Here is a 24,941-nt window from a genome sequence, read left to right as displayed (position 1 = left end):
CCTCTCAACACTGGTTTTGTGAACGCCACAAAGCGTCAGGCTAAATGCTAAAAAGGTACGCTATGTTGAGCACCGCGAAGTAAGCAGAACAGCACGCGCAAGGAAAAGGATGGCTCCTGTACTAGATGACCTACTCAACGACGGCAGGCTAACGCGGCTGTTCTCGAAGGAAGCACGCCACTGCGCGCTGCAGTTGTGGATCCTTCAGATCAAATCCGAGCAATCTATTGAAAATCGCATCGTCTACGGTCGCCTACTCCCCTACTCCCACTCAAACGATCGCTGGTCGGCGCCAGACCGAGACAGCTTCCAAACCACCGGACAAGTCCAGACGCAAGTTATCCGCCTCAATTTGTATATCAAAAGTGCCGGCTGCTCAGAACTTCTGCGGCACCTAAGCAACGGAAGGACCATTTCCGCCATCAGTGACGACCTAGAAATTGAGCTCTCGGAGAACCTGAAAACGCGCTTCGGATCGACCGCACTTGCCGCTGATAACTTGATCTACCGCCCAGTCGCTTACCTACTCAACCGCGATGCGTATGAGCGGCATTCGCCCTCCAGCCCGCATGGCGGAGCAGGAGCCTTCAGCGCTTCTATCAGCCAGCCCGACAAGGGGGCGCTGTTCCGCGTGGGGCAGGACTACGACGTCGCCTTGACCGAATCGCTGGTCAAGCACCTCAACGCTGATACAGGTCTGGACTTCGGTGGCGCGGACACCGTCCGCTTCGGCGACCTAGAGCTGCTGGTTTTTCCTGCGCTAGACGATCAGGAACGGCCCCTGCTGAGCACAAGCTGGATCGATGCGCCGCGCACCCTGGTCGCCCGGTTCAATCCAATGCAGATGCCGAATTTCAGTAGCTTCCAGTTTCGCCTGTGCATTACAAACGACGGTCAAATCGTCTACTCGGGCATCAACACAGCAAAGCCCGATGAGAACAACGTGTTCGAGTGCAAGTTCGAATTGGGCAAACCACTGCGTGATATAGCTGACAGCACCGAGCTAGAGATATTCGGATTCCGTGGCGACACTGCCTACGAAGGCACGTTGTGTTGCCGATGGCGGATCGGATACGTTCGTGAGATCCACTTTCAGGGGCATGGGGTGGGGCATGGCACTAGCTCAGTCAAATTTGATTGGCTTGAAAAGACCGTTAAGCCAGCTCTCTCGACGCGTGCGAAGGCAGCGCTGACGATCAATCGCGGCGACATGGGACTTGCCAGCCGCATAGGTGGGCGTGATTCGGATCCTTGGGTTCCGGCCAACCGGGGGCTCATATCCCTTTTTGCACGCCTCCATCCACCGAAATCGGAGGGGCGATTTTTCCTACGTTGGGGCCAGGGCGACGGCGAGGGGCGGTTGCAATTCGTGGAATGGTTCAGAGCGCTGCTGGCCAGGCACCAGCAACACCAAGTTGTCATTTTCGATCCCTACTTCGATACCGTCGGCTTGCGTCTGCTGTCTCTCTGTGCGGCACCGAAGGCCGACTATATCGTCTTCACATCCCTACCCAATCCATCCAAGGCGGACGAAGCCTTGCCGGGCGAATCGGAAAAGCCCACCCCGGACCAGAGCAATAATCTCCTGGCGAACTGTGAGCAGAGCCGCCACCTACTGCAACGTATCAAGCTGCGCATCTACGGTATGAAGGAACGGCGATTACATGATCGGTACATACTCATCATGGGGCCAGACAAGTTGCCGATCGCAGGTTTCAATCTGTCCAACTCGTTTCAGAGTGCGGCCCAAAAACATCCATTGTTAGTCACCCCGATCCCATCGGATGTCCTGCTCGAAGTCGAGAAATACAAAGTTGGGCTACTGCTTGAGGCAAAGTCCGCTCAGCACAAAGATGACGCCGAGAATCACTCCATGCGGCCTCTGTTCGACTCCACGGAGCTGCCGAAGGCGAAGCGACGCTACGAGCCACTACGCTTCCTTGAGAGAGCCCTGGCAGGCGACGTGCTGAGTGTATGGACCGGCGAGTCGTCGCTGCGGCGTTTGAGCGGTGGCCCTTTGAAAGCGCAGATGGCTGCGCTTAACCTGCTCAAAGACGACTCGCTAGCGCTTCCAGAGACTCCCGGCCTGCGCAACTGTCTTGCCCAGCAACCAGCCGAATTCACAGACTTCAAGGACACATGGGAGGTTCTCGGCGAAGTACTTGCACACTCACCTGCCGGGGACAGCCGCTTTGACGAGGTCGAATCCAACCCTGCCTTTCTGGAATTCCTTGCGTGGTTCCTCGAGACATCGTTCAATCGGGCGCACAACGAGTTAGATAGGGAGTTGGCCGTGACGGACGCCCGACTTTTTAGGGAATCGGTCGAGACGCTGCTACACAGCCCCTATCAACCGCATCACTTATTCCATACGACAAAATTCGCTGCCCTGACTTGGTCGGAGTATTTCGCCATCAAGTTTTTGTGGTGGCATGCCCCAGATGCCCTGCTTACGACCATCGAAAGCCAAATGGTCCGCGTACCAGCGGAACCTCAAAGCCAGGATGTGGTGCGGCTGTCCTTGTTGAGCCAAATCGTCAGCGAGATTTCGCTGTCAGTGGAATTCGACATCAGCAGGGAGCAGCAAAACCGGCTCGTTCGCAGCAGCAATGGTCTTCTGCAATGGATGGGACTGAATGCGATTGAGAAGCTGCTGGAGAAGCCGGGAGGCCTCGGCACAGTGCAGCAGTTGGTTGCAGCCTTCACCGATCCGGACCGAGTGCGCGCTCTGGGGTGGATGATTCAGCGCGCAGCACGGAATCCAGAGAACACCGAAGTCTGTCGGGGGCTAATCACGGCAATACACGAATCACTGCCGGCAAAGATCTCCACGAACGAACTGAAACGTCTGGTCGACTCCATGCGCGGACACATGGGGAAGCTGGCATGGGCCGAGCCGTGGCTTTTTCGCGATGTTGTATTGCCCATGTTGCGAAATGATCGCGCCAACACCGATGACGCACACGACATATGGATTTTGGAGCTGGTCGGCATGCTCAACTCCAAGCCGAAAGACCAGCCGCTAATGTTTGACCCAGCGCGCGAGGGCCAGACGACCAACATCGCCGCATATCTCTTCGCATACGGCAGTTCCGAGCGGCAACAGACCAGCCTGAAATCGATGCAAGCGATTCTGAAGCGACAGAGGCAGATCGTGCAACAGCCCCTTGCCAGCACCTCCAACTGGACACGTTGGGACCGGGCACTAACGGTCTCTATGTGGTTATTGGCGTTCGCAAAGTGGGCGCAGTACTACCTGATCGAGCGCAGCATCACGAATTGCGAACTGGATCAATTGGTGCGGGATGCCAGTGAACTGGCCATGGCTAGGTCGATGGACGATTGGCGGTCGGAGAGCGCGGGCAAGCAGGGAGCACTAGCTGAGTTTGTCGGCCAGATTGAGGAGCTCCTAGCCAAAAATATTACTGGCACTGGCGACGTTCTGGCATCTGGCGAATGAGCAACGACTGGCTACTTTGTTTCAGCAAAGTCAAACTGCTTTAGCCAATGGCACCTCGTCTTCGGGCGGCGCCATAAGGCGGTGTTTCATCCGCGCAACGAGGACGTGGCGCAGCGCCTCGGTACACTCCGGGCGCGGGCATCCGCCCAGGCGGCGGCTCTACTGGGGTACACGGGGAGCCTGCGGGGGTGCTCATGCACAGGGAATACCGGGCATTGCCGGGGAATTGGGAAGCTGCTTCCAACTGCAGCCGGCGTAAGCAGTTTATCAATCGCCGAATGCTAATATCGGACGTGGAACCTAAAGGAGAAGCCTGATGACCCTGAATCTTCGCTCCATCTCGGTTGCCGCTTGCAGTGCGGTCGCCCTCTGCGCGGCCTCTGCCGCCGTGGCTGCGCCCGGCGCATTGTCCAAGGCGCCCACCAGCGTGTTCGCGGTGACGGCAGACCATTCGCTGATTCACTTCGACCCGGCCAACCCGGTAGCAGTCCAACACAGCACGCCACTCACCGGCCTGGCGGCTGGCGAGACGCTGCTGGGCATTGATTACCGTGTAGCGCGTGGCGTGCTGTACGCGCTGGGCAGCGGCGGGCAGTTGTACACCGTCAATACCACCAGCGGCGCGCTGAGCCCGGTGGGTGACGGCAAGCTGCCGGTGGCCTTGCCGGCCGGCAAGTATGGCTTTGACTTCAACCCGGCGGCCGACCGCATTCGCGTGGTGTCGGGGAGCTTCAACCTGCGCCTGCACCCGGACACCGGCGCAGCGGTAGACGCCTCAGGCGACAAAGCCGGCTTCCAGGCGGACGGCACCCTCACCTACGCCGCCGATGACGGCCATGCGGGTCAAACGCCCGACATCGTGGCCGCCGGCTACACCTACAACGCCAACGACGCCAAGCTCACCACCAACTATGCGATCGATGCCAAACACGGCACGCTGGTGATCCAGGGCTCCATCGAAGGCCAACAGCCGGTGGTGTCTCCCAACACAGGTACGCTCAGGACGATTGGCGGGCTGGGTATCGGCCCGTTCAAGGATGCGCATTTCGACATCTCCGACGTGAGCAACACCGCGCTTGCGGCGATTCCGTCCGAAAGCGGCGTGACGCAGTTGTACCGCGTCGACCTGAAGACCGGCAAAGCCACCTCGATCGGCCCCATCGGCAGCGGAGCACCGCTGCTGGGCATGGCCATCGAGCCCTGAGCCTGAACGTGCGCCGCGCGCTACTGGCCCTGCTTGCCGCGCTGGCGCTGCCCAGCGCGGCGGCGGAGCTTGCCGTGACGGTCACGGGCGCGGGTAACGTCGTTCTCCCCGGCGCTGTGGTGTTTCTGGAATCCAAGAGCGCGGCTGCCGCGGCAAAACCGCTGACACAGAGTGAAATCGGGCAGGAGAACAAGACGTTCATGCCTGATCAACTGATCATCACGCGCGGCACCGCGGTGAACTTCCCCAACCGCGATACCGTGCGCCACCACGTGTATTCGTTTTCGCCGGCCAAACGCTTCGAGTTGAAGCTCTATATCGGCACGCCGACCGAGCCGGTGGTGTTCGATACGGCCGGCGTTGCCGTACTGGGCTGCAACATCCACGACGAAATGGTGGCGTGGGTGGTCATCGTCGACACGCCTTACTACACGGAAGCAGATCCGGGCGGTGCGGCGGTACTGCGCAACGTGCCACCCGGAGCCTACACGCTGCGCGCCTGGCATCGCGGCATGCTGCCGGGCACACCTGCAGTGAGTCAGCCGGTGCAGATCGCCGCAAGCGGCTCGCGGGCAACCATCAATCTCGCAGGAGTGCGCCCGTGAGGGTGCCGCTGCGCAGTTTCGGCCGGGCAGACTGCGCGCGCGGGGTCTTGCAATGAAACGGGCGTGGCACGACATGGGGCTGGCGATGCGCATCGTCGGCATGTCGCTGGTGTTGCTGTTGCTGTTGCAACTTGCCAGCTTCACGCTGGTGCGCGGAGCCATCACCAACAACGCACAAAGCCAAGTGGCGCACGAGCTTGAGGTGGGCGAGCGGGTACTGCGACGCGTGCTCGAGCAAAATGCTGATCGTTTGCGACAAGGCACGTCCGTACTCGCGGCGGATTTCGGCTTCCGATCCGCCATCGCCTCCGCAGATCAGGAAACGATTCGATCGGCCCTCGAGAATCACGGCAACCGGATCGGGGCGAAGATCACCGCGCTGTTCGACCCCAGGCTGCAGCTGGTGGCCACCAGTGAATCGATGGAGACCGAGCAGCTTACGGCGACCTTCGCGCTCATCAGCGAAGAGCTTTTCGAGTCTCTGCAAATGGAAGGCTCCGCGTATCACATCGAGCAGATAAACGGGCAACCCTACACCTTCGTACTCGTGCCGGTGCGCGCGCCCGTGCTGATCGGCTGGATCATGATGGCATTTGCGATCGACAGTACGTTGGCCGATGACATGTACGCGCTGCTCGCCCAGCACTTGGTCATCGAAAGCTCGATTAAGGGGCAGACCCGCGTGGTCGTGAGTACCCTGCAGGAGCAAACCACCCAAGCATTGGTTGGCATGAGCAAAGGCACGATCGTCGACGAACAGGGCGACGTGCTGCTCGCACGCCGGGTGAACCTGCACGCCCCGCCAGACTTCGTCGACGCCATTCTTTTGCGGTCGATCAGCGAGGTCACCGAACCTTACAAGCAACTGCAGGTAACGCTAGCGGCCATCACCGCACTGGGTGTTCTTCTGTTCGCCTTCGGCAGCACCATCACGGCACGGCACGTTACCCTGCCGCTGCGCCAACTGATTGCGTTCACCGAGCAAGTGCAACGCGGCGACTACAGCTCCACGCCAAGCCTGAAGCGCAAGGGTGATGACGAGATAGGCCGGTTGGGGCGATCGTTCGAGCACATGCGCGAGAGCATCGCGCGCCAGCAAAACGAGATTCGCCGACTGGCTTATTGGGACCGCCTGACCGGCCTGCCCAACCGCGAGATGTTCCGCGAGTCGCTCGGCCAAGCCATCACCCAAGGGCAGCCGTTTTCCGTGCTGGTGCTCAACCTGGACCGGTTCAAGCACGTCAATGACGTGTTGGGATACGACTTCGGTGACGCCTTGCTGTGCGCGGTGGCCGAACGCCTGTCCGAACGCATCGTCTCCGGGCAAGACCACATTGCGCGCATCGCGGGCGACGAATTCGCCATTCTTCTGGCCGGCGCGGGGGATGCTGCCGCCGCCGACAAGGCCGCGGAAATCATGCTCGCCTTCGCCTTGCCTCTGGCGCTGTCGGGGCAGACGGTGGATATCAGTGCCGGCATCGGCATCGCTTGCTGGCCGCACGACGGCGACGGGCCGGACCTGCTGCTCAATCGCGCCGAAATCGCCATGCATGCGGCCAAATCGCGTGCAACCGAGGCCATGCGCTACCACGCCTCGCTGGATTCATCCAGCACGCAGACCCTGTCGCTGCTGACCGACTTGCGTCATGCGATGGAGCGCGATGAGCTGCGTCTGTACCTGCAACCCAAGATCGACGTGGCCGGTGGCAAGGTCGTCGCGGCAGAGGCGCTGGTGCGCTGGCAACACCCGGAACGCGGCCTGGTGCCGCCGATGGAATTCATCCCCTTCGCCGAGCAGACCGGCTTCATCCGCCACATCACGCTGTGGATGATCGAACAGGCTGCCCGCCAATGGCGCGCCCTGCAGCCCGCCGAGGGCAGCCTGCGCATCGCGGTGAATCTGTCCACGCGCGACTTGCTCGACCTCGAGTTTCCCGCGCGCATCGCGGCACTGTGTGCTCGTCACGATGCCCCCACCGAAGGCTTCTGCCTGGAAATCACCGAGAGCGCGATCATGGACGACCCGCAGCGCGCAGAGGCTACGCTCAACCACCTGTCGGCGCTCGGCTTCAAGCTCTCCATCGACGACTTCGGTACCGGCTACTCATCGCTGGCCTACCTCAAACGCCTGCCAGTGAATGAGCTGAAGATCGACCGCAGCTTCGTGATGGCCATGGAAAGCGACGAGTCGGACGCCACCATCGTGCGCTCGACCATTGATCTGGCACACAACCTGGGCCTGACCGTGGTGGCTGAAGGCGTCGAGAACGATGCCGCGCTGAGCGCCCTGCGTGCGCTAGATTGCGATGAGGCGCAGGGCTATCACATCAGTCGCCCGCTGCCGGCCGAGGCCTTTGCCGACTGGCGCGCATCGCGCGGCTGAAGCCACTCCGACGCATCCGCCCTCGCCGACAGCGCGCCGCGCGGTAGTACACTGGCGCCCGCCCCCACTTTGACGACGCAGCCATGCCCATCCACGAAATCGCCCATCCGCTCGTCCGCCACAAGATCGGCCTGATGCGGGAAGCGGATATCAGCACCAAGAAATTCCGCGAACTTACCGCCGAACTCGGGCGCCTGCTGGCCTACGAGGCGTGCAAGGATTTCGCGCTGGAAACGGTCACGTTGCAGGGCTGGGCCGGGCCGGTGGAGGTGGAGCAGATCAAGGGCAAGAAGGTCACGGTGGTGCCGATTCTGCGTGCCGGGCTGGGCATGCTCGACGGCGTGCTCGACATGATCCCGAGTGCCAAGGTCAGCGTGGTGGGCATTGCGCGCAACGAAGAGACGCTGCAGCCCGCCCCGTATTTCGAGCGATTCGTCGGCCACTTGGGCGAACGCATGGCGCTCATCATCGACCCCATGCTGGCCACCGGCGGCTCGCTGGTCGCCACCTGCGACATGCTCAAGCGCAATGGCTGCGGGCAGATTCGCGCGCTGGTGCTGGTGGCCGCGCCCGAGGGCATCGCGCTGATGCAGCAACACCACCCCGATGTTGAAATCTTCACCGCCAGCATCGACAGCCACCTCGACCAGCACGGCTACATCATTCCCGGCCTGGGCGATGCGGGCGACAAGATCTTCGGCACCAAGCTCGGCTGACGGCTGTGACATGGCGGGTCATGCGCGAACAACCTCGGCGCATGCCACCGCACACCCGTTTTGAACCAACCGACACCCCTTATCGCCCCGCGCGGGCCTGCGGAGAATCTGCATGAGTGAATCCCCCATTCAGCCCGAGGCCACGGCCGTCCCGCGCCCGGAGCCCGCGTGGCGCCAGGCGCTTGCCGGCGGGCAGATCCTGTTCGTGGCCTTCGGCGCACTGGTGCTGGTGCCGCTGCTCACCGGGCTGGACCCGAGCATGGCGCTGCTCGGCGCGGGCGTGGGCACCTTGCTGTTCCAATCGGTCACCAAACGGCAGGTGCCGATCTTTCTGGGCTCGAGCTTCGCCTTCATCGCGCCCATCATCTACAGCATGCAGACCTGGGGGCTGTCCGCCACCATGGGTGCGCTGGCCTGCGTGAGCCTGGTGTATTTCGCGCTGGCCGGCGTGGTGTGGCGGCATGGCGCGGAGATCGTGCATCGCTTTCTGCCGCCGGTGGTGATCGGGCCGATCATCATGATCATCGGCCTGTCGCTGGCCGCCGTGGCGGTGAACATGGCCATGGGGCGCACGGGTGACGGGTCGGCAGAGCTGGTGCCGTACTCCACCGCCATTGCCGTAGCAGCCATTTCATTCGGCACCACCGTGGCGGTGGCGATCTTCGCACGCGGGCTGCTCAAGCTGCTGCCGATTCTGGCCGGCGTGGTGGCGGGCTACGCCGCCGCCGTGCTGTTCGGGCTGGTGGATTTCTCCACCGTGGCGGCGGCACCGTGGGTTGCCCTGCCCAATTTCACCGCGCCCACCTTCGAGCTTGCAGCCATCCTGTTCATGATTCCGGTGGCGTTGGCGCCGGCCATCGAGCATGTGGGCGACGTGGTCGCGATTGGCGGCGTCACCGGCAAGGATTACACCAAGAACCCCGGCCTGCACCGCACGCTGGCCGGCGACGGCCTGGGCGTGCTGTTCGCCGGCTCGGTCGGCGGGCCGCCGATCACCACCTACTCCGAAGTCACTGGTGCGGTCACGCTGACGCGCAACTTCAACCCGGCGGTCATGACCTGGGCCGCCATCTTCGCCATCGCCATGGCCTTCGTCGGCAAGTTCAACGCCTTGCTGGCGAGCATTCCGGTACCGGTGATGGGCGGCATCATGATGCTGCTGTTCGGCTCGGTCGCCAGCGTGGGCCTGAAGGCGCTGATCAACGCCCGCGTGAATATGGACGCGCCGCGCAATCTGGTCATCGTGTCGTCGATTCTGGTTTTCGGCGTGGGCGGGCTGGCGCTCAACTTCGACGGCCTCACCTTGCAGGGCGTGGGCTTGTGCGGCGTGCTGGCAGTGCTGCTGAACCTGATCCTGCCGGCCGAGAAAAAGGCCTGACGCGGCGGCGCGCATGAAGCACCTGATGCGACTGCGCAGGCAACGCGCACAAGGCGGGGACGGCGCCAAAGCGCCCATTCCACCGCCCGAAAGCGCGCTGGATCGCATTCCGCTTGCGGCGCTGGTGCTGGCCAACCTCGCGCCCGCCGTGGGTGTGCTGTTCTTTGGCTGGGACGCGCGCTATCTGCTGCTACTCTACTGGCTGGAGAACCTCGTCATCGGCGGCTGGACGCTGCTGCGCATGCTCAGCGCAGGCGGCTATCGCGTGCTGCCGCAGGCGGCGTTCTTCAGCTTCCACTACTCGTTCTTCTGCGCCGGCCACGGCATGTTCATCATCGAACTGATCGGCGGCAGCGTGGATGACTCGGCAGAAGACGGCTTTCCGCTGATGCTGCCGCTCAACATGCTGCGCGGCGAATTCGCCTGGATCGCGCAGGAAATGCCGGCACTGCTCGGCATTCCGCTGCTGGCCTTCGTCATCAGCCACGGCGTATCGACGGTGTATCACCACTTCATCGGCCGCGAAGACGCCCGGCGTGACGCCGACGACATCATGTTCGATCCGTACAAGCGCATCGTCATGCTGCACATCGCCATCCTGCTCGGCGCCATGGCCATCCTCGCGACCGGCGCCGAAACCGTCGCACCGGCCCTGCTGCTGCTCGTGGCCCTCAAGACCGGCATCGACATCCACCAGCACCGCAGTGCCCACCGCAAACGCCGTCGCGCACGCAATGAAAACGGCGCCGAAGATGGCGCCGCAAAAGACGGAGACTGAGCCGCTGCGGGGTGGGTGTGCCGCGGTGCAAAGCGAGATTGCTTCGTCGCTGCGCTTCTCGCAATGACGGTACTGACGGCATTGCCTCACCGTCACACAGCACAGTGGCTTTGGCCGTCATTGCGAGCGAAGCGCGGCAATCTCGCCTTTGAATTCGGAGCCCTCGCCCCCTGCAATGACGCTGGGACGAGCTTCAGATGCGGAACGAAAGCGTCAGCGCTCCGAATACATCGTTCTTGTCCTGCCCGTGGAATTCCTTGCTGCGCAACACGTGCGTGTAGCTCACGCGCACATCGGTCCAGTCGAGCACGATGCCGAACTGCGCATCCCACACCAGATTGCGCTTGTCCACGCTGCGGCTGTCGCGGAAGGTGTTGCCGTCCAGAAAGATGTTGCGGGCCACCGCGCGCCCTTCGATGCCTGCAAAGGTATACCAACGGAAATCACGCGGCGGTGCGAAATCGGCCGAGCCCGGCAGGCCCGGCTGGATGCGCGACGGGCCGTAGTCGTTCGGCAAGTGCGGGCCGAAGCGCATCATCACGCCGGTATTGGCGTAGGTGAACACATTGCCCAGCGCACCGCCCACGTGGCCACCAAGGTCGATCTGGTTACCCAGCACGCGGCCCTTGGCCAGACCCAGCCAGGTGCGCTCCCACGTGGCCACCACGCCCAGCTCGTTCTTCAACTGCGTATCCCAGCCCAGCGGGCGCGGCGAGTTGATGCGGTCGTGCACCCACTGCTGCGTCTTCTTGGCCAGCGACGCCGGCCCCACCATGCCCACTGTCAGCCCGAATTGATCCACGCGCCGCCCGGCTTCAATGCCCAAGCCAATCGAGCCATACAGCCAGCCCGCGTAGGGCCGCTCGCCACGCGGCGGGTCGCGCAACTCGATGTCGCTGGGGGTGAACATGCTCTGGCCGAAGGCGTAGCCGTAACGGATTGTGCTGTCGCGCGGAAACCACGGCATCAGCTCCGCCACCTCGCGCGCCCAGCGCGGCACCGGCCGGCGCTGATCCGGCACCCACGCAAAACGCACACCGTTGGTGTAATGCCGGTCGGCCTCGTAGAACAGGTCGTTCTCGATGTTGATGCTGAAGGTGCCGGCCGGCCGCTCCTCCTCTTGCGCCAAGGCAAGGGGCGAACTCAGGGCGAGCAGCAACGGAAGCAAGCGGGGGATTCGGGAAACCATGCGACCTCACGCGGGTGCAGGGAAGAAAGCGCAATTGTACCGGGCGCTTAGGCAGGCATTCGTAACGGAAGGTTGGCCTTCAGCGCAGCACCTTCTCCACGGCCTTGCCTTTCGCCAGCTCATCCACGAGTTTGTCGAGATAACGGATCTTGCGCATCAGCGGATCTTCCACATCCTCCACCCGTACCCCGCACACCACGCCTGTGATGAGCACCACGTTGGGGTGCATCAAGGGCGCCTCGGCGAAGAATGTCTCGAAGTCGCAATGCTGCTCGAGCTGACGCTCCAACTCGGCCTGGGTGTAGCCGGTCAGCCAGCGAATGACCAGATCGACCTCTTCCTTGCTGCGACCTTTGCGCTCGGCTTTCTGGACGTAAAGCGGATAAACCTTGGCGAACGCGGTGGCGAAGATGCGGTGTTTGGTCTCCATGACGACTCCGGCGGCAAGCGGTAGAAGAAGGGTTGCGCTGCGAGCGGCCTGAAGCGCTGGCGCAACACGTCAGTGCAGTATGCCCGGATCAGCGCGCACCCTTTGTGTGGCAGCTCCTCTACGGCGGAGAAACGCGCCGCTGCGGGGGCTCTCGCGATACCATTCGCATCAATCTCGTCTCTATCCGAACCCTAATGCGACTCAAAGGCTGTATCCGCGACTGGCGCGACGACCAAGGCTTCGGCTTCATCGAGCCCGAGGGTGGAGGGGCACGGGTGTTCGCGCACATCAAGGCGTTCGCCAACCCGCAGCGCCGGCCCCAAGACGGTACGCACGTGACCTATCTCGCCGGTACCGACAGCCGAGGCCGGCCGTGTGCGGTGAAAATTGCGCTGGAAGGCGAGCGCTACGCGGCACCTCCGCGCCAGCGCGACGCCAAACCGGCTGCGCGAGGAAACGGGCCGGTGCTGTTTGTGACGTTCTTCGTGACCTTGCTGATTGCCGCAATCGCGGCAAATTGGCTGCCCATCGAGATCGGCGGGTGGTACGCGGTGCTCAGCCTGCTGACTTTCGCGATGTACGCCAGCGACAAATCGGCCGCGCAAAGCGGCGCATGGCGCACTCAGGAAAGCACGCTGCACCTGCTATCGCTGGCAGGCGGCTGGCCCGGCGCGCTGACCGCGCAACGCCGGCTACGCCACAAATCGAGCAAGCAGTCTTTTCTGACCATGTTCTGGATCACCGTGGCGCTCAATTGCGGCGTGCTGGCGTGGCTGCTGACATCAGACGGCCGCACGCTGCTGCAGAACCTGCTCGACGTGCTCTGGCAGCAAGTTGGCTAGCCGCCCGGCGAGCGGCAAGGCCACTATCATCCGCTCATGAACCCCACCGACCACCCCCGCATCACCCACCGCAGCGTGCTCGCGCTGGCGGTGCCGGTGATGCTGTCGAATGTCTCCACACCGCTGATCGGCATCGTGGATACGGCAGTGGTCGGACAGATTCCCGACCCTGCGCAGATTGGCGCGGTAGCGGTTTCTGCGTTGGTGTTCACCTTCGTGTTCTGGGCCTTCGGCTTTCTGCGCATGGGCACGACCGGACTGACGGCACAGGCCCTGGGGGCGCGCGACAGCGATGAGTTACTCGCCTGCATCGGGCGTTCGCTGCTGATTGCGGGCGGTGTTGGCGTGGCGCTGATTGCGCTGCAATGGCCGATTCGCGAGTTGGCATTCGGGCTGCTTGATGGCGGCGCGCGGGTGGAGGGGTTGGCGCGCGAATACTTCGACATCCGCATCTGGGCGGCCCCGGCGACGCTGGCCAACTATGCGCTGCTGGGCTGGTTCATCGGGCGTGGGCGGGCGGGCACGGCGTTGATGCTGCAACTCACGCTGAACCTATCGAACGTGGCGCTGGATGTGCTGTTCGTGCTCGGCTTCGGCATGGGCGTGGCTGGCGTGGCACTGGGCACGCTGCTGGCTGAAATGATTGCAGCAGGCGTGGGGCTGGCCGTGGCGTGGGCGCACGTAAAGGACATGGACGGGCGCTGGTCGCGTGCACGGCTGCTGGATGCGGCGCGGCTCAAGCGCACGCTGGCGGTGAATCGCGACATCATGATCCGCTCGCTGGCGCTGATCAGCGTGCTGCTGTGGTTCGTGTCGCGCGGGGCCGAGCAGGGGGAGGTGGTGCTGGCCGCCAATGCCGTGCTGATGCACTTCGTATCCACGGCCGCATATTTTCTGGACGGCCTGGCCTTCGCGGCCGAGGCACTGGTGGGCCGGGCGGTGGGTGCAGTGAAGCGCAGCATGCTCGACGCGGCGGTGTTCGTCAGCACGCTGTGGGCGGTGCTGGTGGCCGGGGTGCTGGCGCTGCTGTTCTTGCTGGTGGGGCCGTTCGTGATCGACGCGCTGACGGTGGATGCCGCCACCCGCGCCACCGCGCGCGAATACCTGCCGTGGGCGGCGTTCGCCCCGCTGGTGAGCGTGTGGGCCTATCAGCTCGACGGCATCTTCATCGGCGCAACGCGCTCGGTGGAGATGCGCAACGCCATGCTGGCCTCGGTGGCGATCTTTCTGGCCGCGTGGTGGGCGCTGCAGGGCTGGGGCAATCACGGCCTGTGGGCTGCGCTGCACGTGAGCTACGTGGCGCGGGCGGTTACGCTGGGCTGGTATTACCCGCGGCTGGCGCGGGCACTGAACTCGAACTCTTGAACCGATGCACGTCGAAGGCTGTGCCTGTGCGAAGGTGAGTGTCGGAATTCGCCTGTGGCTCATCCCGACCTACGGACACCACCCCGCGGACTCAGCGCGGCCACAACAACACCATGATCAAGGCCACCACACACCACGCCGCCGTTGCCGACACCAGCGTGACGGTGAGCGAGGCGCGCACCGCCAGCCAATACACCACGCCCAGATACACCGCATACGGCAGCAACGACACCAGCCCGAACAACGCGGTGGCGCGCAGGTCGAGGGCGTTGCGCTCGGTGGCGACAATGTAATGGGCGATCAGCGCGAAAGTGGGAAACAGCGGCACCAGACCGGCGATGTAGAAATTCTTGGTGCGCGACAACAGCGCGATGATCAGCACCGTAAGCGCACCGAGCAGACATTTGAACGCCAACGCCATGACCCACCGCCTGTGAAAGAGAAACCCCGGTTCAGCCCTTGCCGGCCGGGTCTGGACTCAAATCAGCCACCTCGCGCGTGCGCCGCTGCAGCAAGGCACGCAGCATCAGCACCACCACTGCAAGGTTGAGCGCCAGCAACACCCAGGCGTGCCAGCCCGGATCCTCGATCACGTTCATGACCTCGAACGGCACGTAGATGGCGCCGCTGACGGCGGCCAGCACTTCGGCCCAGGCGCGCTCGAAGAACAGGCCCCAGGCTTCGACGAAACGCAGCGCCGCATACGCCAGAGCCCCTAGCGCCAGCAGCATCAGGCGCTGGTCCGAGGTGTTGGCGGCGAAATCGAGAAAGATGTGCGGATATTTGGCCGCCGGGTTGAGGTGGGCGTGCTCGATCAGCATCAGGCCGAGTGCGTATACGTCGCGGTGCAGCAGCGCCATCAGGCCCGACGCTGCGAGCAAGGCCAGCAGACCTTTGGCGGCTTCGAGAAAGGCCACGGCGCGTATGGCGGCGTTGTGGTGCGCCCTATCGACACCTTGTTGTGCTGCGGCGGCTTCGTTGCTGAGCATTTTGGCTTCCGAAACGGTCAACGGTTCGGCTGCGAGGGCGGCACGGGCTGCTTCTCGACACGCTCGATACGCGTATCCACGCACGCCCAGGCCGGTGCGCTGGCACACCAGATGCTGGCCGAGGGGCGCACCGACGAGGGCTCGTCCAAAGTGCCCAGACGCACCACCGTAAACCCCGGCCGGCCCGATGAATCGGCAAACAGGTGCGTGCCGCAGGCGGGGCAGAACCGGCGCGTCACCTGATTGCCGCTGGCCGCAGTGCTGAGAAACTCGCTGGTTTGCCCGGTGACCTCGATGGCCTCGCTGGCCACCAGCGCATTGGCCGTGCCGTTGCTGGCGATGCGCTGGCAATCACGGCACCAGCATATTCTGGAAGCCACGGGATCCGCCGTCAGGCGGTAGCGGACGTGTCCGCACAGACAGCCACCACTTCGATCAAGCATCGGCATGACTCCGAAAGACAAGCCGACAAGCGCCCGGCGCCAACGGCCGGTCTGCGCTCATGACGGCAAAGCCGCAGAGTAATCGCTCACGCGCGGGGCCGCCAGCGTCTTGCGGCCACGCGCGGCGTATGCCGGCAAGGCTGGCGCAAGCTCACAACACCGGCGACATCATGCCCACCACGTTCTGCACCAACCGCGCGTGAAACGGCCAGGCCTGCACGGTCTCCAGCGCCACGCGACGCGACACCGAAAGGTAGACCAACTGCCGATGTCGCACGGCTTCGGCCGTGACACAGTCGGCAATCAGCAGACTGTTTTCGTAGTTGAGCTCGAGGCTGCGGCGGTCCATGTTGGCCGAACCCACCAGCGCCAGCTCGCCGTCGATGGTCATCGACTTGGTGTGCAGCAGGCCCAGCGGGTATTCGTACACTTCCACGCCGTTGCTGAGCAGATCGAAGTAGGTGCTGCGGCAGGCGTTGGCCACCAGCCACGAGTCATTGCGCGCCGGGAAGATGATGGTGGTGCGCACGCCACGCCGCGGCGCCGCACACAGGGCACGCAAGATGGATTCATCCGGCACGAAATACGGTGTGGTGATCACCAGCTCTTCGCGCGCAGCGTAGATGCACGCCACGAACATGTCGGACATGGCGTTGGGGCGCGAGGTCGGCCCGCTCTCGAAGGCCTGCGCCACGCAGCCCGACTCGAAGCATTGGGCAGGTGCGTGAGCCGGCAAATGCTCAAGCTGGGCCTCGCCGGTTTCGGGAATCCAGCCGCGCAGGAACAGGCTCTGCATCTGCTGCACGATGGGCCCCTCGCAGCGCAGCATCAGATCGACCCACGGCGCCTGCCGCGCCTTCACTCGGAATTCGGGGTCGGCAAAATTCTGGCTGCCGCAATAGGCCACGCGGTTGTCGATCACCACCATCTTGCGGTGATCGCGCAGATCCACGCGGCTGAAGGTGACATGCAGCAGGCGCGAGACATCGCTCAGGGTGGTGTGCACACGCACGCCGGCGGCGCGCAACCGCTTCCAGGTGACGCTGCGCGCGAAGTTGCGCGAGCCCAGCGCATCCACCATCACCCGGCACTGCACACCGCGTTGCGCGGCATTGGCGATGGCCGTGGCAATCAGGCGGCCGGCGTTGTCTTCGAGCCAGATATAGACCGCCACGTGAACGTGGTGCTCGGCCGCGTCGATGTCGCGCAGCAGCGCCGCCACCGCGGCGCGCGAATCGCGCATGGGCTCGTCGGGCGACGCCTCGGCATCGCCCAGCAGCGTGATGCGGTTGCCGCTCGCCTCGCGAAACCCGTTGATCGAGCGCCCCAGATCAAACAGCGCCGCCGCCTGCGGCGGCAACCCTTGCGGCTCGCAGGTGGTTTCATCCAGCGCCGGCAGCGCCTTTTCTGCCTGCCGCACGCGGCGGATGTGGGCGCGCCCCACGCTAGCCTCACCCAGCAACAGATACGCCACCATGCCCACCAATGGCACCACCACGATCACCGCAATCCAAGCGATGCGCGACGCCGGCGCGCGGTTGGGCCGCGTGACCACGCGCACCACCACCGCCGCGTGGGCAGCAAACATGGCAATCGCAAAGGCAAGATTCAGCAGGTTGTCCATGGATGGCCGCCGGAAAGCAACAAATGAACAGAGTCCGCATCGTGACAGACGGGCCCGTGCCGTGCCAGAACCCTAAGGTAACGTCATGCGGCAGCGCCGCCCTGCAAGGCCGATGCGCGCTCTGCAAACCACGCTTGTATCAACCCCGCGTGGTAGAACGGCACCGGCGCGTTGAACCCGCCCGCTGCAATCAGCGCCGCCGTCTCCAACCAGCGGGGGGTGCGCCACGGCCACGTAAGGCGCAATAAAAATGATACTGACCCCATTTCCCCCGGGTGCCTGCCCTGCAGCAGCCGTCCCGGATCCACGCGGCCCGTTGCCGATACTTGTATCGCTCTGCACGATCCCTATACTGCAATAAAGCCACCCCACCCAACCAGCCAGCAGTCGACCGAGGCGCGGTGCCGACACCATGCGTGATCGCCCTAGAGCCACATCCACAAGGTTCGAACTGCTTGCTCGAGAACTTGAGCAACAGATCGCTGGCGGGGTACTGCGCCCGGGAGATCGCTTGCCTTCCGTGCGCCAGGCTTGCGCCAGTCGGGGCGTGAGCCCCAGCACGGTGTTCAAAGCCTACTACCTGCTCGAATCCCAAGGTCTTGTGCGCGCTGCGCCACGTTCGGGCTACTTTGTTGCCGCATGCGCGGGCGGCGTTCTGCTCGACGAGCCGAAAACCTCCAACCCCCGCTCCGGATCGCAGCCCGTAGAGGTAAACGACCTGATCTACGTGTGTCTCGGTGCCGCGCGCGCGCGCGACATCGTTCCCTTCGGTTCTGCGTTCCCGAGCCCGACCTTGTTCCCTCTCGATCGACTGCGCCGCGCGCTGGTCTCGAGCACGCGGCGGCTCGACCCGTGGAGCATGGTTGACGACCTGCCGCCGGGCAACCTGCCGCTCAAACGCGAGATAGCCAAGCGCTATCTGCGTCAGGGCCTGGTCGTGCCCACCGATGAGATCGTGCTGACCCACGGCGCGATGGAAGCGCTTAACCTGTGCCTGAACGCGGTGGCAAGGCCGGGAGATGCGGTGGTGGTCGAGTCCCCGACCTTCTACGTGGCGCTGCAGGCATTGCAGCGCATGGGCCTGCGTGCCATCGAAGTGCCAACCCATGTGCGCGAGGGTATCGATCTGGGACGTCTCGCGCAGGTAATCGAGCTCTACCGCCCGAAGGCCTGCTGGCTGACGACGAGCTTCCAGAACCCGCTGGGCAGCCTGATGCCCGAGACGAAAAAGCGCGACCTCGTCGACCTGCTCTCCCGCTACGACGTGCCGCTGATCGAAGACGACGTCTACTCCGAACTCTACGAGGGCAAGGTGGCGCCACTGCCGGCCAAGGCCTACGACCGCCGCGGTCTGGTGCTGCACTGCTCGTCGTTCTCGAAGTGCCTGGCACCGGGTTACCGCGTTGGCTGGGCCGCACCCGGCCGGCTGGCGCGCGAAGTCGAACGGCTGAAGCTGATGACGAGTCTGTCCGGGTCGATCCCGGTACAGGCGGCGCTGGCCGAATACCTGCAGGAAGGCGGCTACGATCGCCACCTGCGCAGCCTGCGCTCGTCCTTGCAGGCACAGCGCGACAGTCTGTTCGACGCCGTTAACAGACTCTTCCCCGACGGAACGCGGGTGGTGCGGCCGGCCGGCGGCTATTTCGTGTGGGTCGAACTGCCCGTCGGAGTCGACGCAATGGCGCTTCACCGTGCCGCACTGGCACAACGCATCAGTCTGGCCCCGGGACCGATGTTCTCGGCGCGCGCCGAGTTCCAGCACCACATCCGGCTGACCTGCGGCCAACCCTGGGGCGAGGCGCTTGAGCGCGCCATGCGCACGCTGGCGCGGTTGATCGATGATGCCCCGCGCGCCGACGCCGCTTCGCATGTGTTGATCTGATACGGTCATCGGCACGCCCAACTGCTCACACCACAGGAGCAGTCTGCCGGGCAGAGTGAGGGCATGTTCAACCCGCCCTGCATAAACCATGCCGCACCGTGATGCCGCGCTGGCGCTGGTGGCGACCGACCACCAGCCTCCCGGTCCTGAATTCTCCTTGTACGAGGTGCTGGACCGATTGGGCCCTTCGGTCTTTGCCGGCCTGCTCGACGTCGACGGCACCTTGCGCTATGCCAACCAGGCCGCGTTGCAGGCCATAGGCTGCGTGCCGGAGCAGGTGCTCGGCCAGCGCTTCGACGCCACCCCGTGGTGGCAGGGCTGCGAGCTGTCGCGAAAGCAGCTGCAACAGGCGTTGGCAAGCGCAGCGCGCGGTGAAGCGTCGCGTTTCGATGTACGTGTGGCCACCAGCAGCGGCGGGACGCTGACCATGGATTTTTCGCTGCTGCCACTCTACGGGCCCGACGGCCGCGTGGTCTGGCTGATCCCTTCTGCGTGCGACGTGAGCGAACGGGAGCAGGCACAGCACCAACTGCTGCTGACCCGCCAAGCCGTCGAACAGGCCAATCACGCGCTGCTCCAGGTCGGGCCCGACGGGGCCGTGCACGATGCCAATGCGGCGGCCTGCCGGCTGCTGGGCCTGGAGCGCGGTGAACTGCTGCGACTGCGGGTGCCCGACATCGACCCCGAGGTCGACGAGACGCTGTGGCCGCAGCGCTGGCAAGAATTGTCTGATCGTGGTTCCCTGCGTTTCGAGACCCGCTTGCACCACCACGAGGGCCATGAGATTCCGGTCGACGTTTCCGTCAGCCTGGTGACGAGCGGGGACACGTCCTTCGCCCATGTGTGTATCGACGACCTGCGCGAGCGCCGCGCTGCGGAACGTCGCATCCGGCAACTGCTGCAGTTCGATGAACTGACCGGGCTGCCGAACCGCCAACTGCTCGTCGAGCGGCTGGGTGCGACCCTGCAGGCAGGCACCCCCACCGCGGTGCTGCTGCTGGAACTCGACCGTTTCAAGCGCATCAACGACGGTCTCGGCCAGCACATCGGTGATGCGGCGCTGCGCGAGGTGGCGCAGCGCATCGTCGCCACGGTGCGCAACGTCGATCTGGTGGCGCGCCGCGGCGGCGACGAGTTCGTGGTCGTGATGGGAGCCACTCCGGCGGAGGCATTGCACACGGCACAAGCGCTGCTCGACAGCATCGCCCGGCCGATGCTGATCGAGGGGCATGAGATCCACCTGACCTGCAGCATCGGCATCGCAGCGGCGCCTGCCGACGGCGACCTCGCTGAGACCCTGCTGCGACGCGCCAACGCCTCACTGCACCAGGCCAAGCTGCTGGGCCGCAACCAGGTCAGCGTCTATGCCGGCGCGCCGCAGGACGACGACCCCGAACGGTTGGCGCTGGAGACCGCGCTGCGCCGGGCGCTGCGCGACGATCAGCTCGAACTGCACTACCAGCCGCAGGTCGACCTGGTGCAGGGCCACATTGTCGGCGTCGAGGCCTTGCTGCGCTGGCAGCACCCGACGCTAGGCCGCATCGCGCCGGACCGCTTCATCCCGATCGCTGAAGAGACCGGCCTGATCGTTCCCATTGGTGACTGGGTGCTGCGCCGCGCCATTGAGCAGGCCGCAGCCTGGCAGCGCGCCGGGCTGCCGCCGCTGCGCATGGCCGTCAACCTGTCGGCGCGTCAACTGCTGCAGCCCGACCTGGCGCGGCGCATCGAGGGCCTGCTCGCCGCGACCGGACTCGACCCGCAGCGCTTCGGTGTCGAGGTCACCGAAAGCATGCTGATCACCAACTTCGACCAGGCGGTGCAACACCTGCAAGCGCTGCGTGCGCTCGGCGTCGAGGTCTCGCTCGACGACTTCGGCACCGGCTACTCGAGCCTGAGCTACCTGCGCCGGCTGCCGGTCGATGTGGTCAAGATCGACCGCTCGCTGGTGCCCGACGTCAGCGCGCCGGCAGAAGACGTGTCGATCACGCGCGCCATCATCACGATGGCCCACCAGTTGCAGATGAAGGTGCTCGCCGAAGGTGTCGAAAACGAAGGCCAGGCGGTGTTGCTGGCCGCCAATCAATGCGACCAGATGCAGGGCTACTGGTTCAGCACCGCCGTGCCGGCGGCAGCGGTCGAAACCATGCTGCGCGACGGTCGGAAAATCGATCCGACGCACTTTGGCCGGCGCTCCCGACAGCGCACCCTGCTGCTGGTCGACGACGAGGAGAACATCGTCGCGGCGCTGCGCCGGCTGCTGCGCGCCGAAGGCTGGCTGGTGCTCAGCGCCACCAGCGGCGAGCAGGCGCTGCAGCTGATGGCGCTGCACGAGATTGACGTGATCCTGTCCGACCAACGCATGCCGGGCATGACCGGCGTCGAACTGCTGCGCCGAGCCAGGCAGCTGTACCCGGAGACGATCCGGCTGGTGCTGTCGGGCTACACCGAGCTGCAGTCGATCACCGACGCGATCAACGAGGGGGCGATCTACAAGTTTCTCGCCAAGCCCTGGGATGACGAGCAGCTACGCGCCAACCTGCGCGAGGCTTTCGCATTGAAGGAGATGGCCGACCAGAACCGCAGACTCGACCAGGAGGTGCAGAATGCCAACCGGGAGCTGGCCGAGCTGAACCGGCGGCTGCAGACGCTGCTGAGTGCCCAGCGCGAGCAGAACCAGCACGAGGCCGGCAGTCGCGAGGCAGCTCAGGAACTGCTGGAGCCGTCGCCTGCATGCGCAAGCGCTGACGATCGTAAACGCGATGCCCCATCCGACCGATTCTGAAACGGATCGATTTATTTAACTTGACTAAAATCGAAGCCTCATGTAAGCCAAATTAATCTTCATGCAAACGATTGGTGCGCCCAATCGTAGAGCCCGCAGTGCCCGAGTGTTGATTTCCTTCGGCGCATAGGCACAGTCGGCGGCCCTTGCCCTGGCGCAGAATGCACGCCCACCTCCGGCAGGGAGAGTGCCATGCGGTCACTTCGTCGAACCCCAGGCCTGTTGCTCCAGGAAACACGCGAGCATTGGCCGCTGATGAACTACTACGAGCGCTTCGAGCATGTGGTCGCGTTCATCTTGGCCCTGATCATCGCGGTAGTCATCGCGCTCGCCATGCTTCAGTTGCTCGCGCGCTTGGTGCCAATACTGCTGAGTGGCGCGATCGATCCGCTCGACCAGAACGTTTTCCAAAGCTTGTTCGGGATGATCATGACCTTGTTGATCGCGCTCGAATTCAAGCATTCAATAATTCGCGTGGCGCTGCGCCGCGAGAGCATCGTGCAGGTCAAGACAGTGGTGCTGATCGCATTGTTGGCCCTGTCAAGAAAGTTCATCATTCTGGACAGCAAGACCACCGACGCGGAGACCATCGCCGCCTTGGCGCTTGCCACGCTGGTTCTGGGCGTCGTCTACTGGCTGCTTCGCGAGCGCGAGGATCAGCTGGCGACCCGCGGCGAGGGGCAGGAAGAATAAGACGAATGCCCTGGTCGATCCTCGCGCAGGCCTTCTCGACCGAGGGAAAGCACAACACCGGGCCTTCGACCTTCTGATCGCTATCCATCCAGAGCCCCCAAATGAGGTGCTCAAGGTCTGAGGTAGCCGGTTACGGGAGCGCGAAGCGCTGAAAGGGCGGACAAACACGCACCGGCAGTTGGGCCGACGTTTCCGCCCAAGGCGACACTGCCCCCTTTTCCCTTGCTACTTGGCTTCCTTGCATTTCAATGCGGTTGAGAGAGTGGATATAAATCTAGACCTGACCCCATTGATTTTTCAGCCTGTCAGCGCACGCCCCGCAGCGCCGTGCCGTCGGCCGAGCGCGTCACCGGGCAATTGATCACGATATCGGTGACCTCAAGCGCCAGCTCGCCGCGCTCCTCAGCCGCCAGCACCGCCTCCTCGGACGTCAGCTCGGTGACGGCCCGGGGCTGCAGCCAGCGCACTTTCACCACCCGCCAGAAGGGGCTGTAGGCGCGGTCGGCATTGTCGCCGCCGGCCGGCTCCGGGGCCGACTGGAACACCGTGATCTGCTCGCCGGCGGCAAACTTGTAGATCCGCGATGTCAGCGCATGCGGGCCGCGCAACGCCGCCGCCTCGGCCAACCGGGGCACGTAGTTGACGCCCTGCGCCCGGGCCATGACACGGTCGGACACGTCGGTGGTCACGTACTCCACCACCTGCCCCTCGAACCACGCCCGCTGCAGCGGCAACACCACCTCGCGGCCACCCGCATCGAAGCGCGGCCCGGCACAGGCGGTGAGCAACACCACAGCCATCGTCACGAACAGAGGTCGTTGCATGGTCGTCGCTCAATCCAGGTAGTTGGAGATCTCGATGAGGTTTTCGTCGGGGTCTCGTACATACACCGAGAGAATCGGCCCCGTGGCGCCGGTGCGGCGAATCGGGCCGTCCGTCACCACCACCCCGGCCTCAGCCAGATGGCGCATGACCTCTTGGATGGGTGTGCGCGTGATCAGGCACAGGTCGATAGAGCCCGGCATGGGCACCGCAGCCTTGGGCTCGAACTCCTTGCCCAGTTCGTGCAGGTTGAACTTCTGCGCGCCAAAAGCCAGCGCCTTGCGCCCCTCGCCGAAGGTCACCACCTCCATGCCGAAGGCGCGCGCATAGAAGGCACACGTGCGCTCGATGCTTTTCACGGTGAGGACGAGGTGGTCAAGGCGGTCGATGTGCATGATTCACTTCACTGTGGGGAAACGCGCACATGATGCCTTGTTCCCTTACGGAAACCAGCCTTCTCAGGCTGCGGCTCGCGCCACCCACGCGAGCACGTCCGGCTACGGCCTGCGCAGGCGGTTTTCCGCCTCAGCTTTCATTGAAAGCCACAGCGTGGGCCACTCATCGGCCCAGCAGCACGCGTGGTCATGGCGCGGCAACACACGCAGGCTGAACGGGCTGCCGGGGGCATACCCTTCCACGAAGCGTTGCGCCAACTCAGGTGGCACGATGGTGTCTCGCTCACCCACCAGATGCTGCTGCGGCACGTTCGCTAGAGCCTGACGCTGATCAGCTGGGGTAAGCGATGCGCTCAGCGCCGTCAGGCGGTGATGCGTGGCCCAGGCGTGCGGATCCAGATTGCCGGCCACCGTGATCACGCGCTGCACATCATCACGCCGCGCAGCCAACAGCAAGGCAATTGCCCCGCCTCCCGAATACCCGACCAAAACCAGCTGCTTGGCACGAAAACGCGCTTTGAGCTGACTGACGGCGTCGTTCAGGCTGGCCACCACTTCCGGTGCGAAGCGCGCATCTGTCCAATAACGGCGCGAGCACGCTGCTTGATCCGCAACGAACTGGCACGGGCGAGCCACATAAGCCGCTGAGCCTTCCGGCTGGGCCAGCGCCAGTTGCAGCCCCAACGCATGCAACGGGGTCGGATCGCTGGAGGGGCGGCTCCGCGACAGCCACGCCAGACCGTCCCCTTCGAGGTAAATGCTCAGCGTGTCTGCCGTTGTGGCAGAAGGAAGGTAAGCGCGCAGCTGAAAGCGCCCGCCCTCCAGGGTATGTGCCTGCCACCCCTGCTGCGCCGCCAGGGTATCCGCCCCATGCGCCCGCTCCAAAGGCGTGGGAATCGAGGCGCAAGCGGCCAACAACGCGCACAGCGCCCCGACAGTCAGCCTGGCAAATGGCCTCATG

General features: G+C 64.1%; 21 protein-coding genes. 12 read left to right on the top strand and 9 right to left on the bottom strand.

The features are described 5' to 3' along the window. The first annotated feature begins 109 nt into the window (after nucleotides 1–109). The 7 genes from AC6H0W_RS03965 to AC6H0W_RS03935 all read left to right on the top strand — a co-directional run bounded on the left by AC6H0W_RS03965 (nucleotide 110) and on the right by AC6H0W_RS03935 (nucleotide 10,524). Nucleotides 110–3,460 carry a VPA1262 family protein gene (locus tag AC6H0W_RS03965; RefSeq protein ID WP_497575821.1) on the top strand — a complete coding sequence of 1,117 codons (3,351 nt, stop codon included), beginning with the start codon at nucleotides 110–112 and terminating at the stop codon, nucleotides 3,458–3,460. Nucleotides 3,461–3,776: 316 nt separating this feature from the next. Continuing rightward, nucleotides 3,777–4,664: a DUF4394 domain-containing protein gene (locus AC6H0W_RS03960; RefSeq protein ID WP_497575820.1), complete on the top strand. Its 888-nt coding sequence runs from the start codon at nucleotides 3,777–3,779 to the stop codon at nucleotides 4,662–4,664. Between the two features lie 8 nt (nucleotides 4,665–4,672). Then, nucleotides 4,673–5,269 (top strand): methylamine utilization protein, encoded by a 597-nt coding sequence (locus AC6H0W_RS03955; RefSeq protein ID WP_497575819.1) that lies wholly within the window; start codon nucleotides 4,673–4,675, stop codon nucleotides 5,267–5,269. A gap of 52 nt (nucleotides 5,270–5,321) precedes the next feature. Continuing rightward, complete coding sequence (locus AC6H0W_RS03950; RefSeq protein ID WP_497575818.1) at nucleotides 5,322–7,652, top strand: putative bifunctional diguanylate cyclase/phosphodiesterase; 2,331 nt, start codon at nucleotides 5,322–5,324, stop codon at nucleotides 7,650–7,652. Between the two features lie 83 nt (nucleotides 7,653–7,735). Further along, nucleotides 7,736–8,368, top strand: coding sequence for a uracil phosphoribosyltransferase (gene upp, locus AC6H0W_RS03945; protein WP_497575817.1), 633 nt, complete (start codon nucleotides 7,736–7,738; stop codon nucleotides 8,366–8,368). A 112-nt stretch (nucleotides 8,369–8,480) separates the two neighbouring features. After that, nucleotides 8,481–9,746, top strand: a complete 1,266-nt coding sequence (locus AC6H0W_RS03940) for a uracil-xanthine permease family protein (RefSeq protein ID WP_497575816.1) — start codon at nucleotides 8,481–8,483, stop codon at nucleotides 9,744–9,746. 13 nt (nucleotides 9,747–9,759) lie between these two features. Beyond that, on the top strand, nucleotides 9,760–10,524 hold the full coding sequence (locus tag AC6H0W_RS03935; protein ID WP_497575815.1) for a DUF6498-containing protein: 765 nt from the start codon (nucleotides 9,760–9,762) through the stop codon (nucleotides 10,522–10,524). Nucleotides 10,525–10,717: 193 nt separating this feature from the next. Here the strand turns inward: AC6H0W_RS03935 and AC6H0W_RS03930 are convergent, their stop codons facing one another. Continuing rightward, the gene (locus AC6H0W_RS03930; protein ID WP_497575814.1) at nucleotides 10,718–11,713 is read right to left on the bottom strand and encodes a lipid A deacylase LpxR family protein; all 996 of its coding nucleotides are present in this window, start codon (nucleotides 11,711–11,713) and stop codon (nucleotides 10,718–10,720) included. 79 nt (nucleotides 11,714–11,792) lie between these two features. Beyond that, on the bottom strand, nucleotides 11,793–12,143 hold the full coding sequence (locus tag AC6H0W_RS03925) for a DUF2200 domain-containing protein (RefSeq protein ID WP_497575813.1): 351 nt from the start codon (nucleotides 12,141–12,143) through the stop codon (nucleotides 11,793–11,795). Nucleotides 12,144–12,337: 194 nt separating this feature from the next. On the opposite strand from AC6H0W_RS03925, the gene AC6H0W_RS03920 reads away from it, so the two are divergent. Both AC6H0W_RS03920 and AC6H0W_RS03915 read left to right on the top strand, forming a co-directional pair. Next, a complete protein-coding gene (locus AC6H0W_RS03920; protein WP_497575812.1) occupies nucleotides 12,338–12,985 on the top strand; it encodes a DUF1294 domain-containing protein in 648 nt (215 codons plus the stop codon). Between the two features lie 36 nt (nucleotides 12,986–13,021). Next, a complete protein-coding gene (locus tag AC6H0W_RS03915) occupies nucleotides 13,022–14,350 on the top strand; it encodes an MATE family efflux transporter (RefSeq protein ID WP_497575811.1) in 1,329 nt (442 codons plus the stop codon). A gap of 91 nt (nucleotides 14,351–14,441) precedes the next feature. On the opposite strand, the gene AC6H0W_RS03910 is transcribed toward AC6H0W_RS03915, so the two are convergent. The 4 genes from AC6H0W_RS03910 to cls all read right to left on the bottom strand — a co-directional run bounded on the left by AC6H0W_RS03910 (nucleotide 14,442) and on the right by cls (nucleotide 17,406). After that, complete coding sequence (locus tag AC6H0W_RS03910; RefSeq protein ID WP_497575810.1) at nucleotides 14,442–14,771, bottom strand: GlpM family protein; 330 nt, start codon at nucleotides 14,769–14,771, stop codon at nucleotides 14,442–14,444. A gap of 31 nt (nucleotides 14,772–14,802) precedes the next feature. Next, on the bottom strand, nucleotides 14,803–15,339 hold the full coding sequence (locus AC6H0W_RS03905; protein ID WP_497575809.1) for a DUF2127 domain-containing protein: 537 nt from the start codon (nucleotides 15,337–15,339) through the stop codon (nucleotides 14,803–14,805). Nucleotides 15,340–15,356: 17 nt separating this feature from the next. Next, on the bottom strand, nucleotides 15,357–15,782 hold the full coding sequence (locus AC6H0W_RS03900) for a GFA family protein (RefSeq protein ID WP_497575808.1): 426 nt from the start codon (nucleotides 15,780–15,782) through the stop codon (nucleotides 15,357–15,359). A 151-nt stretch (nucleotides 15,783–15,933) separates the two neighbouring features. Next, on the bottom strand, nucleotides 15,934–17,406 hold the full coding sequence (gene cls / locus AC6H0W_RS03895) for a cardiolipin synthase (RefSeq protein WP_497575807.1): 1,473 nt from the start codon (nucleotides 17,404–17,406) through the stop codon (nucleotides 15,934–15,936). Between the two features lie 412 nt (nucleotides 17,407–17,818). Here cls and AC6H0W_RS03890 point away from each other — a divergent pair, with 412 nt between their 5' ends. From AC6H0W_RS03890 to AC6H0W_RS03880, 3 genes are all read left to right on the top strand, one after another. Beyond that, on the top strand, nucleotides 17,819–19,288 hold the full coding sequence (locus AC6H0W_RS03890) for an aminotransferase-like domain-containing protein (protein ID WP_497575806.1): 1,470 nt from the start codon (nucleotides 17,819–17,821) through the stop codon (nucleotides 19,286–19,288). A gap of 88 nt (nucleotides 19,289–19,376) precedes the next feature. Further along, entirely contained in the window at nucleotides 19,377–22,070 is a 2,694-nt protein-coding gene (locus AC6H0W_RS03885; protein WP_497575805.1) for an EAL domain-containing protein, read from the top strand. 192 nt (nucleotides 22,071–22,262) lie between these two features. After that, nucleotides 22,263–22,763, top strand: coding sequence for a phosphate-starvation-inducible PsiE family protein (locus AC6H0W_RS03880; protein WP_497575804.1), 501 nt, complete (start codon nucleotides 22,263–22,265; stop codon nucleotides 22,761–22,763). Between the two features lie 305 nt (nucleotides 22,764–23,068). On the opposite strand, the gene AC6H0W_RS03875 is transcribed toward AC6H0W_RS03880, so the two are convergent. The 3 genes from AC6H0W_RS03875 to AC6H0W_RS03865 form a co-directional block, all read right to left on the bottom strand. Further along, entirely contained in the window at nucleotides 23,069–23,587 is a 519-nt protein-coding gene (locus AC6H0W_RS03875) for a DUF7482 domain-containing protein (protein ID WP_497575803.1), read from the bottom strand. A 9-nt stretch (nucleotides 23,588–23,596) separates the two neighbouring features. Then, complete coding sequence (locus tag AC6H0W_RS03870; RefSeq protein WP_497575802.1) at nucleotides 23,597–23,980, bottom strand: VOC family protein; 384 nt, start codon at nucleotides 23,978–23,980, stop codon at nucleotides 23,597–23,599. A 102-nt stretch (nucleotides 23,981–24,082) separates the two neighbouring features. Next, entirely contained in the window at nucleotides 24,083–24,940 is an 858-nt protein-coding gene (locus tag AC6H0W_RS03865) for an alpha/beta hydrolase (RefSeq protein WP_497575801.1), read from the bottom strand. Nucleotide 24,941 lies beyond the last annotated feature (1 nt).

The sequence above is a fragment of the Pseudazoarcus sp. NS20 genome (assembly GCF_059703745.1).
The sequence above is the reverse complement of the archived record's forward strand: the minus strand, read 5'-3'. Positions and strand labels throughout refer to the sequence as shown.

What these genes read in the sequence shown, in the direction of transcription:
- AC6H0W_RS03965 (WP_497575821.1), top strand. Translation starts at nt 110, where the DNA reads ATGGCTCCTGTACTAGATGACCTACTCAACGACGGCAGGCTAACGCGG.
- AC6H0W_RS03960 (WP_497575820.1), top strand. Translation starts at nt 3,777, where the DNA reads ATGACCCTGAATCTTCGCTCCATCTCGGTTGCCGCTTGCAGTGCGGTC.
- AC6H0W_RS03950 (WP_497575818.1), top strand. Translation starts at nt 5,322, where the DNA reads ATGAAACGGGCGTGGCACGACATGGGGCTGGCGATGCGCATCGTCGGC.
- upp (WP_497575817.1), top strand. Translation starts at nt 7,736, where the DNA reads ATGCCCATCCACGAAATCGCCCATCCGCTCGTCCGCCACAAGATCGGC.
- AC6H0W_RS03940 (WP_497575816.1), top strand. Translation starts at nt 8,481, where the DNA reads ATGAGTGAATCCCCCATTCAGCCCGAGGCCACGGCCGTCCCGCGCCCG.
- AC6H0W_RS03935 (WP_497575815.1), top strand. Translation starts at nt 9,760, where the DNA reads ATGAAGCACCTGATGCGACTGCGCAGGCAACGCGCACAAGGCGGGGAC.
- AC6H0W_RS03930 (WP_497575814.1), bottom strand. Translation starts at nt 11,713, where the DNA reads ATGGTTTCCCGAATCCCCCGCTTGCTTCCGTTGCTGCTCGCCCTGAGT.
- AC6H0W_RS03925 (WP_497575813.1), bottom strand. Translation starts at nt 12,143, where the DNA reads ATGGAGACCAAACACCGCATCTTCGCCACCGCGTTCGCCAAGGTTTAT.
- AC6H0W_RS03920 (WP_497575812.1), top strand. Translation starts at nt 12,338, where the DNA reads ATGCGACTCAAAGGCTGTATCCGCGACTGGCGCGACGACCAAGGCTTC.
- AC6H0W_RS03915 (WP_497575811.1), top strand. Translation starts at nt 13,022, where the DNA reads ATGAACCCCACCGACCACCCCCGCATCACCCACCGCAGCGTGCTCGCG.
- AC6H0W_RS03910 (WP_497575810.1), bottom strand. Translation starts at nt 14,771, where the DNA reads ATGGCGTTGGCGTTCAAATGTCTGCTCGGTGCGCTTACGGTGCTGATC.
- AC6H0W_RS03905 (WP_497575809.1), bottom strand. Translation starts at nt 15,339, where the DNA reads ATGCTCAGCAACGAAGCCGCCGCAGCACAACAAGGTGTCGATAGGGCG.
- AC6H0W_RS03900 (WP_497575808.1), bottom strand. Translation starts at nt 15,782, where the DNA reads ATGCTTGATCGAAGTGGTGGCTGTCTGTGCGGACACGTCCGCTACCGC.
- cls (WP_497575807.1), bottom strand. Translation starts at nt 17,406, where the DNA reads ATGGACAACCTGCTGAATCTTGCCTTTGCGATTGCCATGTTTGCTGCC.
- AC6H0W_RS03890 (WP_497575806.1), top strand. Translation starts at nt 17,819, where the DNA reads ATGCGTGATCGCCCTAGAGCCACATCCACAAGGTTCGAACTGCTTGCT.
- AC6H0W_RS03885 (WP_497575805.1), top strand. Translation starts at nt 19,377, where the DNA reads ATGCCGCACCGTGATGCCGCGCTGGCGCTGGTGGCGACCGACCACCAG.
- AC6H0W_RS03880 (WP_497575804.1), top strand. Translation starts at nt 22,263, where the DNA reads ATGCGGTCACTTCGTCGAACCCCAGGCCTGTTGCTCCAGGAAACACGC.
- AC6H0W_RS03875 (WP_497575803.1), bottom strand. Translation starts at nt 23,587, where the DNA reads ATGCAACGACCTCTGTTCGTGACGATGGCTGTGGTGTTGCTCACCGCC.
- AC6H0W_RS03870 (WP_497575802.1), bottom strand. Translation starts at nt 23,980, where the DNA reads ATGCACATCGACCGCCTTGACCACCTCGTCCTCACCGTGAAAAGCATC.
- AC6H0W_RS03865 (WP_497575801.1), bottom strand. Translation starts at nt 24,940, where the DNA reads ATGAGGCCATTTGCCAGGCTGACTGTCGGGGCGCTGTGCGCGTTGTTG.